Origin of the sequence: Aeromonas sp. FDAARGOS 1407 (genome assembly GCF_019048725.1) — a bacterium.
GTDB lineage: Bacteria > Pseudomonadota > Gammaproteobacteria > Enterobacterales > Aeromonadaceae > Aeromonas > Aeromonas enteropelogenes.
Window position 1 is genome coordinate 4,144,118 of sequence record NZ_CP077399.1, and the last position, 12,350, is coordinate 4,156,467.

9 protein-coding genes are annotated in these 12,350 nt (G+C 61.6%); 1 reads left to right on the forward strand and 8 read right to left on the reverse strand.

Translation table 11 applies throughout. The features are described from left to right. Positions 1 to 63 precede the first annotated feature (63 nt). Positions 64 to 285: a hypothetical protein gene (locus I6L37_RS19335; protein WP_216992710.1), complete on the forward strand. Its 222-nt coding sequence runs from the start codon at positions 64 to 66 to the stop codon at positions 283 to 285. On the opposite strand, the gene I6L37_RS19340 is transcribed toward I6L37_RS19335, so the two are convergent. The 8 genes from I6L37_RS19340 to I6L37_RS19375 all read right to left on the reverse strand — a co-directional run bounded on the left by I6L37_RS19340 (position 282) and on the right by I6L37_RS19375 (position 12,222). Continuing rightward, positions 282 to 506 (reverse strand): hypothetical protein, encoded by a 225-nt coding sequence (locus I6L37_RS19340; RefSeq protein WP_216992711.1) that lies wholly within the window; start codon positions 504 to 506, stop codon positions 282 to 284. The two genes, I6L37_RS19335 and I6L37_RS19340, sit on opposite strands and share 4 nt — an antisense overlap. Then, positions 503 to 2,455, reverse strand: a complete 1,953-nt coding sequence (locus I6L37_RS19345) for a hypothetical protein (protein ID WP_216992712.1) — start codon at positions 2,453 to 2,455, stop codon at positions 503 to 505. Before I6L37_RS19345 ends, I6L37_RS19340 begins: the two co-directional genes overlap by 4 nt. A gap of 12 nt (positions 2,456 to 2,467) precedes the next feature. Then, positions 2,468 to 2,872 carry a hypothetical protein gene (locus I6L37_RS19350; protein ID WP_216992713.1) on the reverse strand — a complete coding sequence of 135 codons (405 nt, stop codon included), beginning with the start codon at positions 2,870 to 2,872 and terminating at the stop codon, positions 2,468 to 2,470. A 2-nt stretch (positions 2,873 to 2,874) separates the two neighbouring features. Continuing rightward, positions 2,875 to 4,107 carry a LamG domain-containing protein gene (locus I6L37_RS19355; protein WP_216992714.1) on the reverse strand — a complete coding sequence of 411 codons (1,233 nt, stop codon included), beginning with the start codon at positions 4,105 to 4,107 and terminating at the stop codon, positions 2,875 to 2,877. Between the two features lie 3 nt (positions 4,108 to 4,110). After that, complete coding sequence (locus I6L37_RS19360) at positions 4,111 to 5,322, reverse strand: hypothetical protein (RefSeq protein ID WP_216992715.1); 1,212 nt, start codon at positions 5,320 to 5,322, stop codon at positions 4,111 to 4,113. An 86-nt stretch (positions 5,323 to 5,408) separates the two neighbouring features. Then, on the reverse strand, positions 5,409 to 9,026 hold the full coding sequence (locus I6L37_RS19365; protein WP_216992716.1) for a curculin (mannose-binding) lectin protein: 3,618 nt from the start codon (positions 9,024 to 9,026) through the stop codon (positions 5,409 to 5,411). Then, positions 9,023 to 9,391 (reverse strand): hypothetical protein, encoded by a 369-nt coding sequence (locus I6L37_RS19370; protein ID WP_216992717.1) that lies wholly within the window; start codon positions 9,389 to 9,391, stop codon positions 9,023 to 9,025. Before I6L37_RS19370 ends, I6L37_RS19365 begins: the two co-directional genes overlap by 4 nt. Beyond that, the gene (locus tag I6L37_RS19375) at positions 9,388 to 12,222 is read right to left on the reverse strand and encodes a tape measure protein (RefSeq protein ID WP_216992718.1); all 2,835 of its coding nucleotides are present in this window, start codon (positions 12,220 to 12,222) and stop codon (positions 9,388 to 9,390) included. Before I6L37_RS19375 ends, I6L37_RS19370 begins: the two co-directional genes overlap by 4 nt. Positions 12,223 to 12,350 lie beyond the last annotated feature (128 nt).

Below are 12,350 nucleotides of genomic sequence, written 5' to 3' on the forward strand. Positions count from 1 at the left end.
CCCTCTCTGGGTGCTATGTTGAAGCCCGCATACCACTTAATGGCTAACGACAGGAATTCCATCATGGCAACATTCAAGTTCTATATCCCCGCGATCAACCTGATGGGCGCAGGCTGTCTGCAAGAGGCTGCGGCCGACATCAAGGGTTACGGCTACCGCAAGTGTAGCCCGCCGCCGAAAATGAAAAAGATGTTCACCGAAAACGAAAAACTACCGGCCGGTAAATTTATCAAACTTGATGGCACGGAATCACTGAGTTTGATAAGCCAGTTAAACCGGCATTAAACCTCTATCTCATAGGTCGGTAAATCCGGCGCCTCTCCTGCCAGCTCCCCTCCCCTGTAAAACGCCTTCTTGCCGATAGCTATCCCTGTGCCACGTACTGTGACTGTTCCACCCGCCAACGCGCTGAGAGTGGTGGTCGTGGTACCTACTGCGGTCACGGTACCAACCAACAAGGGATCAGCACCCGGTACCAGCTCAAGGAATCGCTTAAACAGGTTCATACAAATCGCTCCACACTCAGTTGCTGGCGCACCGTCATGGCCCTGTTCTGCAGCGCAGCAGATACCCTGACGCCCCGGTTGTAACCCTTCCAACCGTCCACGGCGAGCAGCGCACCCGGCAGGATCAAGCCGGTATCAGCTGACAACGGCAGTTCAATGGTCTGGGTACGCTTGGGCATGGTCTTGGCCAGCCCCACCACACCCTGGGCACGGGCAGCCGTCACATCACACACCAACGGGTGGGTGATGGTCGGCGCTTGTTGCTCGCCAGCCGTCCCCTGACGCACCACCCGCGCACTGATGCCCTGATGGCCACCGCTTACCCAGATCCCGTTGGCGGCATGACCCGGCTGGAAGTCACTGCCCAGCGTCGTGATGATGGCGCGGGGGATCGCCACATCGGCCTCTGCAGTATCAAGCTGCCATGGCACTGTGGGGTAACGCGGTTTGATGACCAGATGGCGGTTGCGCTGGTGTGGCAGCACAAAGCCACCGGCCGCCTCGGCCAGGTACCTGACCACCTCGATCGGGGTCTGGTTATCCAGGCTAAAGAACCCGGCAGGCACCAACCAGTCAGCCGCTTGCCAATCCAGCGTCCAACCCACCGGCAATACGGCAGCAGCCAGCTGGGCCATGGTCGCGGCAGCAGGCTCGCTTACCGCCTGCGCCAATACATGGGTCGGTGACAAGTAAGCGGTGCGAGAGCGTCCCGTCAGCGTTGCCGACTCGCGGCCAAAGCTCTGGCTCGATTGCCAACCATCGCACACGCAGTCCCATTGCTGACCGTTGATATGAATGCTGACCTCTTCCTCATCGGTCAGTGCAGCCGCCGCGATACGGGGGATCTGGGCGCTGAACTGCCATGCCCAGGAGTCGGTATCGAGCTCGATACTTACCGCCGTGGCAGGAATATCGAGCCCATCCCGTACCCGCACGATACTTGCTGTATTGCTCACCAGATAAACCCTCTTGGTTGGAATGACGATTGCTGCCTCACTGCCTTGCCACACGAACTCCAGCGCCGCATCGCCGCGCTTGCGGCCAAACTCCAGGCGCAGGGTGCGCTTGTCTGGGCGCTCCGGGATGATCGGCGGCTTGGGATCCGGGCTTTCACCTGGAGCGGGTTGCGCCCCCTCCTCCCAATGATCCCGCCACCCTTTCCACAGCGGCAAGCCAGGGTGCCAGCGCTGGCCGGTCAGAGTGCGGCCAATGGCATCCCCTTGTTGCCACTGGTCGGCCTGCCAAACCTGGTCAAAGCGCGGCGGGTTGCGATAGCCGCTCACCTGCCAGGCGCTGGCCTGTTGCCCCTCGACCCACAGGGTGCGGGTCACGGCATGGCCAGGGGCCAGGTGTTCGACCTGCTGGCCGTGGTGGTGGCCAACGGCGGCCCCCTCCTCAAACCGGGATGCCGCCACTTCATAGCGCCTTGGCATGATGGCGCCATGCTCGACCAACTCGACACTGGCGGGGGCGGCCTCCTGCCAATCCCCCTCATTGACGGCGCGAACCAGATCGGGCCGCTGCCAGCTGCTCTCTACCCCGCTGGTGACCAGACCAGCGCGATCCCAGTCGCTGGCGGCGTCATGGCTCGGGCCTCGGAATACGTTGATATCGTACTCCCCGGCCAGTACCGGGATCGGCTGTTGAGCCTGCACCGTCATGCCGCACTCAATGACGAATGCGCCCACCATGGCGCAATCTGGTGCGGTGGTACTGGCGAGACTCCCCTCCAGCACCACGGCAGCGCCCAGCGCGGCTATGGGGCGGTTTGGCTGGCTGGCCCAGCTTGCTGGCAGGGTCAGCAGGTCGGGGGAGACGGCCAGGCTCGGCGGCATGGCGGCGCCACGCAGCACCGCCTCATAGCGCACCACCTCGGCCTGGTTCAGCTCCAGCTGGCCGGTGGTGCTGCGGGCCTTGCGCAGCTCTAAGCTCGCATCCTTTCTGGCCATATGGCCCCCCGGTTACGGTTCGGTGATGGTGGCGTTGTTGATGCGGATCAGGGCTCCGGCAAAAAACTCGCTGGCCGGTATCTCCAGATCGGCGCCACTGCCTGGCACCCCCACATCGAGATCCGCCACGAATGTTCCATCCCGGTCAACAATGCGCCCCCAGGTGGGGGCGCCGCTGGCGGTGGCCATCTGCTCGGCCAGGGGTTTCAGGGTCAGCACCCCGCCGCTGACCGTCTTGGCACAGGGGTGGGTAAACTTGAGCACCACCAGAGCCAGCTGGTCGGTGATGGCCGCCCCCGGCGCCGGTCTGGTGCCGGTGTAGACGGTCAGGGTGGCGCTGGGGCCGCTGCCGGTGTCGATGGCCATTGCCAGCAGCTGGGCGCGGCTGGTGCGCAGCGTGTCCACATAGGTGAGCATGGCTATTTCCTCTTGAGCGGGGCCAGCATGGGGAACGGCGCAGGGGCCACACCCCCGCCAGGCGGGTAGGGTTTCGGTGCCTGGTAGTCGGCGGCCACGGCGTTATAGTCGGCGGGGCCAAAGGCGGGATCGTCCTGGGCGACCAGCATATAACGCTTGTTCAGCCACAGCAGATCGAACCGATAGACCCCATCCGATGCGCGGCTGTAGGTCTCGCCAACCAGTTCGCCATCCTGGGTAAAGCAGAGCACCCGGCGCCGCACCCCCACCCCGCTGATGGTCACCGTGCTCTCGATATAGCCCTGTTCCACATTGCGCACCCCATCACGCCACCAATAGTAATCCCGCCCCTTGCAGAGCGGGTACTGGGTCTGTTGCTGGAGATTGACCGGCCCCGCATACATCGGCGGGGTGCCGCGCCAGACCACATCTTGCGGTTGGAACTGGCTGCGGGGCTCCTGGTTGGCAGCAATTGCAGTGTTCTGGTGTAACTTGGCAGCTACTCCACCGCCAATAAATGGCGGATAGTCCACGCTGTAATCTGCCGGGGTAAATGGCCCGGTATATCGCACTGCTGCCGTGATCCGCAGGTCATCTATCAGATAACCCGTAAAGGAGCTTGTTTGGGCATCTTCGCAACCGATATAAAATGGCAATGGGTAATTATCCCCAGGGTGCTGACCAGCGGTGTAATTTACCGCCAATACCCCGCCAATATAAATCTTGGCATTGGGGCCATCCATGACCAAGGCAATATGTGTCCATGCCCCTATTGGCACTATGTTAGCTGCCGATTCAAGCCCACCAAGGGAGGTGCCGTACATGTAGCCAGATATCCCCAGGCTGACATATACCGCGCCATTGTTTTTGAACCCGATGCCCCAGTTTGTATATGAAACGTTGCCTTTACCTGACTTACCTATCGTCAGTGTGGCGGCGGCAGTTTTTCGATATGCCCAAAATTCAACCGTTAATTTTGGGTTTGCTGGCGTTAACCCATAAGCAGCTGAATCCTGGTCAACAATCCGCCCGTTGGGTGGAAATGTTGCATCAAGAGCCGCTGACCCCTTCCACTTGGTAGCTGAATCAAATAACGGGGCGGACAGCCCTACACTGGCCAGATCCACCGAAGTAATTTGATTGACCACACGGTTATCAATTGGCATGAGACCAGGTGGTGTGCTGCTAGTGTCAAATGAGCAATATAGTTTTACCTTATCAGCCAGGGGATCCATGATTTACCTCCACGGCCCAGTGATATCGAACCCAATCAGTGAGCGCGGATCGGCGTTGTAGACGTTTGCCTGATACAGGCCACGGATAAAACGCACCTTTTTGCCAGGCAGTGCTGGCAAGTCACCAAAGTTTTTACGGTGCCAAGCGGTAGTGTCACCGTATGGGACAATAAACCCCGGCATATAACCGCGCAGATGGGGGCCGTTTTCCAACACCATGCAGGGGTCGGTGGACAAGTAGAATCCATTGTCAGGGCCATTAGGGACTAACAAACCAGCCCCAAATCGCCCAAACAGCCCTTTTAACAACCAAGATGTTGAACCAAATAGCTGATGATAGGGGCGGGCTATCGCTCGCTGCGCAGTCTGGTCGAAGGCAGTGAGTGGCGTACCCCAGTTATTTGGGCTTACACCTTCTCTGGTATCCCATCGTATGTTGTTATCAGCAGCGCTGGTTGATGCATAGTGACAGAGTACAGCATGATAACGATCACCGGGTCTGATGGAGCGGATATAGCCCGCGCAATAAACGGCTTGATAGCTGAGGTTTCCAATCGCTGGCAACCAGTAAAGCATCTGCTGGTCACCTATCAGATCCCAGACTTTTGATGCGTATCGTTGGGTCGCTGGCCAACGGTGTTCATAAATGGTGGTATAGGTATTGATATCCACCACATCCTCTACCATGGAGATCTTGGCCAGATAGGATGGAACACCATATGCATTAGTGCCAGTCCAGCCACTAAACGCGCTGTTATCAATCCGCCACGATACGTTACCCGACTCGCTGACATTGGTCGGGCGCACGATAAACACCTTGCCGTCTGCGCTTTCGTGGGTAATCGTCCAGCCCAGCGGCGCCACCTTCATGGTCATGGCCGCGCCACTGCCCGCCGCCCCCGGATTGCCGCCATCCAGCTCAAACCAGACTTGGGTGGGGCTGACCTGCATCACACGGTGTTCGCCGTTGTAGGCGGCAGGCGATACCCCCTCAACCTGGATCACCGAATCTTGCAGATAGGCATGGCCGCCACTGAACGTGGCCACCGCCCAGCCCTTGGCGGCATCGAACGACAGGGCATTGATACTGAGGGTGCCAAAGCCGGTCACCAGCACCGCCTTGAGCAGCGCAGCCAGGGCGCCGTCTGCGGTATCGCCCAGGCTCGGGGCGCCTTGCATTTCGCTTGCGTACCACTTCACCGGATAAACAGCCATCTGATAGCTCTCCATTAGCGGGGCGCCGCTCTTAAAAAGAGTGCCCCACGAAAATTAAATGGGGTGGGGCACGGTGCCCCACCCGGTTAGCGGTTGACGTTGCCGCGCAGTTGCAGCTCAAAGCGGTCGCTTTCGCTGGCCGCCACCGATTGCAGCACGGTACGGATCGCCCAGATCGGGTAATTGGCTGCCTTGGTGTTGAACCGCAGCACGTTGCCGTTCGCCCAACCGGCCCCCCACCCGCGCTTGTCCAGCCGAAAATAGGGCTGGCCGTTGTTGGGGTTGATCGGGGCAAAGTCGGTATTCACGTCCCCCAGGGCGATCTGGCCGACATGCTCCCCGACCAGCACAAAGCTGGTGCTCGACTGGAAGATGATGGACCAGCGCTCCTCCAGGGTGGCGCGGTTGGTCACCACGATGGGGAAATCGGTATCGTTGTATTGGGCGGTTGACTGGTCACCGTCTACAAAGTCCTGCCATTTGTTCGTCCAGGTGCGCTGGTCAAACAGGTTGGTGTAACGCGCCCACAGGTCACCCATGATCAGGGCCGACGATACCAGGGTGTCGGCGGCGTCATAGGCGTGAGACAGGGGGCGGGCCAGCACCAGGCGGCCAGAAATCTCCACATCGGTGACCAGGCTCATATCCTCAATCCGGTTCACCACCGTCAGCGGCTCCGCATAGCCGGTCAGGTTCAACGGGGTGGCCATAGTGACCACGCCGCTATCCAGATTGGCGCTGTAGAGCGCGGGATCGAGCCGCTTGCCGTTCTTGTCCTCCACATGGCAGTAAGCCAGTCGCTGGCGCCCGGTGTTGAACTGCTGGCCAGCCGTCACCCCCATCGGGTAGGCGCCGCGCTGGGTACTATGCACCACCACGATCTGCCCCTTGCGGATGAAGGGCACCCGGCCATCAGACGGCAGGCGCACCGGATCCAGCCCGATAATGTCGGCATCGAGCGGCAGATAGCTGAACACCACGCAGTTGAAGCGGATGGAGTCCGCCACCACGCTGGTCGGCTTCCAGATCTTGCCATCCTCCCCCACCTGCTCGGCGTCATACCAGGGCTGGGTTTCGTTGCCTGCCGCCGTGACCTTGCGGCCAAAGCGCACGGTGACGATGCCTGTCTGGTAATTCACCTTGCCATCCATGTCGGTGGTGGTGAAAAAGCCGTCCCCGTCCGCCGTGGCCTCGATACGCCGTCCGCTCGCGGTGTTGGCGCTGATGTAGAGGCTGCCCGGTGCCAGCGGGGCGCCGGGGGTGCGGAACGTCACGGCATCCACCGACTGGGCGCTGAACGAGGTGGCCAGGCTCTGGAGCGATGGCTGGGCGCTCGCCCCCGCCGCCCAGTCGGCCAGCACTGCCACCCCGTTGGAGTAGTCGATGGTGCCCGCCTGAATGCCCGCCCCGGTCTCGGGATCCGGGTTGCGGTAGATCAGGCCCTGCCGGTCAACGTAGGTAGAGCCCCCCAGGGTGAAGCGCAGCGACCCCTCCAGGATTGCCTCGGCAAAGCCTGGGGTCACGTCGATACGCAGCGCCTGAGCGGTCAGGGTGGCATTCTGGGCCTCGGCGCTGTTGTTGTTGCGGTAGGTCACATCCACCCATCCCTGCTCGCCGTCAGGGAAGGTATAGGCGGTGTTGTGGTACTCGATGCCGGTCATCGTCCAGCGCTGGGTGGCGATCTCGCTGTTACCCTCCCAGCGGGTGCCCACGGTCACCCAGGCATATTTCGGCTTGGGCAGGGGGCTGGAGCCATCCGGCATAAAGTGCAGGGTGCCTGCCGCGTAGTCGATGGCCCCCAGCACGTTGCCGCTGGCGTCGATCAGCTTGCCCAGTCCGTCATCGCGCAGGGTGATGATGGGATCGCGGGTCTGGATCACCAGCTGCTGATCGTCCACGTCGAACTTGTGATAGAGGGCGTTGAACTTGACCCGTACCGATCCCGGCGTCAGGTTATGGGCGCCGCCGCCATCCTTGCCATCGAGCACGATGGACAGGTGCCCCTCGACCCCGGCGCCGGTCAGGCGGTTGGGCTCGATATGGTGCTCGGTCACCGGCTCGCCATACTGGTACTGGGCGGCGTACTCCTGGCCAAGGGCTGGCAGGGTGACGTGCTCCAGGTCGATGATCCCATCGGCATAGTTGATGATGCCGGTGATATCGCCTCGGATCTTGCCATCCCCAGCCGCATCGGTGGCCTGCTTGCCATCCCCCCAGGTCAGGATCAGGCTCTTGGGGGTGATCCCGGTGTGGGGAAGCTGCCAGGCGCTCTTGCCGATGCTGATGGCCTGTCCGCTGCGGTTGGTGTAGTTCACCGGGGTGGCCCAGCTGAACATGATGGCGGTATCCACATCCGGCAGGGCGCCCAGGGTCAGCATGACCGACCCGGTGGCCAGGTTGATGGTGCCAGAGCCATAAGAACGATCCAGCCCCAGCAGCTCCCCGCGCCCGTTGTCTTTCAGGTCGTACCATTTCCCCTGTGCCATAAAGCTGATGGTGGTGGTGCCTGGCGCCGGGGTCGGGTGCAGGGTGATGGTGTAGGCATAGCCCCGGTTATTGGCCTTGACCTCGATCCGCGCCGTGTCGGCGATGCGGGCTGGTCTGGCCGCAGGCCAAAACGCCACCGTCTTGCTCTGGGTGCCGTAGTTCGGGCACTGGGCATTGAACTCCAGCTGACCACGGCCATAGTCGATGGAGCCGACCACGGAACCGGCCACAACCAACTCGCCACCCTTATCGGTGATCACCGCCGCGCCGATGGTGATGGCCACGGTGCCAGGCTTGGCCCCGCTGCCCAGGAACAGGCCGCGACTGGGGGCGATCACTGCCGCCGTGTTGATGGTGACCAGACCGTGCCCCGAATCGACCAGGGCGGCCAGCTCACCGGCAGCGGTGAGATCCACCGCCGGGGTTTCGCTGCGGGCTGCGGGCACCAGCTGGGTGAAAATGGTCTTGGCCCGAACCTGCATTGCGCCAAAGGTGGCATCGTCGGCCAACTTGGTGGTGGCGTAGTAGTTGGCCGCATCGGCCACCACGGTTTCCCGCAGCGCCGTCTTGGGGTTGGTTACCACGTCATAGGGGGTCGGCTGCTCCCCCTCGAAGGTGTAGCGCAAGGGGTCGGCCAGGGTGGCGGTGACCACGTTGCGGGTGAACTCGGGGACACCAGGGATCTGGAACTTGGTCAGCTTCTGGGTCACGTCCAGTACCCGCACATACTGCTCGAACTCCCCGGCCTTGTTCTCGTTGCCGACCAGCACCATGGTCTCCCCCACTTCCGGCAGGCGGGCCTCGACCCGCTGGAAGAAGCGGATTGCTCTTTGTCCCTCAAGCTGGGTATCGTAGAGAAAGCCCTGCCACTTCGGGCCACGGGCCAGATAGCGCTCCACCACGTCGCGGGCATCGCTGCGGGTGTCGTGATGATCCTTGGTGGTCATCAGGCACAGGCCCACGTTCTGGTCTGCTGGCGGCAACAGCACGGTGGCATTGGCGCCATAGTAGGTGTCAGTGGCGTCGGTCTGCACGGCCAGAAACGCCTTGCGCAGGTTGACCACCCCATAGGCCCGATCCAGATCGCTGACATCGGGAAACATGCTGTTATGTTCACCGCTGACGATCTCCTTGCCGGTGATGCGCCCGCCACCATCCTCGGTGTCGGTCATCCGCTGACTGGCCATCAGCTTGATATCGCCAGATAGAATGGTCATGGGGTTACCTCGGTCAAATTCAGGGTCAGGGCGTAAGGGTGATCACCGTCTGGGTCAGCCAACTCATACAAGGGCGTGGCTACCACGCCAGGGCGGCGCCAGACCACTGTTCGAGCCACCCCGTCGAGCAGGGTCAACGTCATCAGCTGGGCCACCTGAGCCTCCAGCACTTTGATTTCCTGCACCTTGGCGCGGGAGCAATGCCCACTCAGGGTCAGCGGCCGCCCCTCGGGCTTGGCTGTCTCCTCTACCAGCAGGGCGCCGCTCAGGGTCGGAGTCACCACCTGCTCGACCGGCGCCCACTCGAATTCATCGCGCCAGACCAGATCATCTGGCAGCAGCACGCTGTTTAAGGTCACGTTCATTGCCGCAGTCCTTGCTGTTTAAGAAGGTTGATAAAGGCGTTGGCATTGGCTTCATCGGCCTGCAGTTCGGCCGAGCCCCCCGCCCCTTTGAGTTCGATGATGATCCGCTCGGCTATGGGGTGGCGTATTCCCGAAGCGGAGGAACCTCTTGTGGGTTGTTCTGCAGGAGGCGGTGGTTCAGTGGCGTTACCCTTGGTTGCCTCCTTGGCCTGGGCTTTACTCAGTTCCTCTTTGAGACGGGCTTGCATGGCCTCCATCTCTTTCTGGAACTTCTCACCGTAATACTTGCTCCACTCGCTGTAAGCTGGAATGTCCCTGACCTTCTGGCTGTAGCTGGCCAGCTCCTCTTCCACCCCCGCAAGCGTGTTGGCCAGGGCATCGGCATTACCGCGCAGGCTATTGATATCCACGGTTTTGTAGTAGAAAGAACCGGCATTCACGGTGCGAGTGATATCGCCTCGACCACCGCCCCCGCCGCTACTGGCAAGGCTGGCCTGGGTCTGCTTGGCCTCATCCTGCACGCCGCGCAGATTAGCCCGCATCGCATCTGTGGCCCCTTTGGCCCGCGCTGCCGCTTCGTCAAAACCATCACCAATGGCCGCGACTGCCTGCTTGGTATCGCCGCTCCCCCCTTTGACCTTGGCCATGGCATCGGCGGCGATAGCCATGGAGCGGGCCAGCGCATCCCCGGTGATCTTGCCCTGGGCGGCCAGTTGCTTCTGGCGCTCGATCACCGCATCGATCTCTGCGGTGGTCTTGGCGCTGTTGTAGGCGGCGGCCAGCGCCTCCTCGATGGCGGCACTACTTGCGCCGGTGTGCGCCACCAGCACATCCAGGGCGCCGAGGGTCTTCTGAAAGCCCGCACCGATACGGCCATTGGCCCGTTCGAAATCGAGCCCTAACTCTTCAAACGCCTTGGCCAACTTGGCCGGACCATCTGTCGCCGTTTGCTTGGCCACAGCATTAATCTCGGCCAGATAGTCACGGGTGCTCTTGGCCTGCTCTCCCATATCCTTGAGGGCCGCAGCACCGCGCTGGTAGCTTCCGGTGGCTTCGTCGTAATGCACCTTGCCATCTGCGATCGCCTTATCCATGTCCTCCACACTGGTAATGGCAATACCCAGTTGCGCAGAAAGGGCTGCCAATTGGCCATTGAGCTGGGCTTGCGTTTGCGCGCGCAGAGCCTGGGACTCTCGGAGTGCCAGTTCGGCCTGCATCCACTCCTTGAGGGCAGTGGCCAGACGGATGATCTGGAATATCGATTCAACCGTCACGGCGGCCAGCAAGCCTTTGATGGCCAAGCCCAGGGCCCTAACACCGATCGAGGCCGCTGCCGCTGCAGTTCCAGCAGTGGTCATGCCGCCTGCCGCTGTCGCTGTCGCCACTGGCATGGCAATAAACTGGGCGTAGAGACTGCGCAGATCACCAATCCAACCCGCGATTTTCAGGCCGATCCAAGCCTGGGCCAACACGGTCAGCGCAGTACGCCACTCATAGAGGGTCTGGATCAGCGACTTGAGGGTTTCCCCCATGGCGATAAAGCCATCGGAAAGGCGCTGGGCCCATGCCTGCAAACGGCCATCATTGGCCATCCGTTCAAACTCGGCGTTCAGGCTGGCCAGCTGGTCTTTCAGCCAAGCCAGAGCCCCGCTTTCGGCCACCATCCGGTAGAACTTGGCGAGGTTGTCCTGGGCATTGGAGATAAGCCCGGAGAGCAGGCTCATATTGTCGGCGGCAGCCCCGGCAGACTGGGCGGCGATCTCGTTCATCAGGGCGGCAATGGTGTCGCGGCCCAACTGACCCGTTTCGGACAACTTCTGCAACTGGGCGGTGGTCTTGCCGGTGACCTGCTCCAGCAATTGCCACACCGGCACACCGCGCTCAATCAACTGCAGGATCTCCTCGCCCTGCAGTTTCTGCTTGGCCCAGGCTTGGCCAAGGGCAAGGGAGATGCCCTGCACCTCTTCAAAGCTGCCACCCAGTTTGAACGCCTGATCGACAATGCCCTGCATGGCCCCCGCCATGGGGTCGATGCCGAACGCCTTGAGGCGCACAAATACCTGGGTCACCTCATCAAGCTGCAGGGGGGTGTTCTTGGCAAAATCCTGGATCCAGGCTGACGCCTCTTTGCCACCGGCAATCGACCCCATCACCGCCTTGAGCTGCACATCGAGGCGCTCGGCCTGATCGCCGGTCTGGAACATAGCCGTGAGCTGAGTGGTAAGGGTCTGAATACCGAACCAGGTACCCGCCAGCGCCACCAGGCGCCCAGTCAGGCTACCGATAGCCCCCTGAAAGCCACCAGCCTGCTGGCTGCCCTGGCTCAGTTCGCGCCCCAGCCGCTCGGTCTGGGCGACGCTCTTGCTCAGCTCACGCTGCAGGCGCTGCTGTTCCTGGGCAAGGTTCTTGGTATCGAGCCCGGACTGCTTGAGCCCTGCGTGCAGGCGGGTATGACTGGCGGACTGAGCGACCAGCTGGCGCTCCAGTTGCTTGACCTCGGAAGCCAGCAACCGCTCTTGTTCGGCCAGCGCCTTGGCATCACCGGCGCCTGCTTGCTGCTCACGGCGCAACTGCTCCAGCTTGTCACGGCTGAGCACTGTCGCCAGTTCGAGCTGGGTCAGGGCGGCTTTGGAGTCATTGAACTGCTGGATCAGCGCCTGCTGGCTGCTTAGCGATTCGAGGGTTTCAGCCAGCCGTGTCGTCTCAGCGGCCGTCTCGTCCGAGATAGGGCCCAGCTCCTGCACCTCACCCGCCAACGCGGCCAGGTCTTCCCGACCGGTGACTTTAGCCGCCAGCTCCAGGGCAAGTTTGAGGGTGGTGTTGGTGCTCATCAGATTTCCTGCGCTCATAAGGCTACTGGGCCGATTGCCATATGGTGCAGGATGGGCAGGGAGGGGCGGGTTTATGGCGGATTAGTCATAAGCAAAGGCCTCGAGAGATCGGGGCCTTTGCGTCGGTT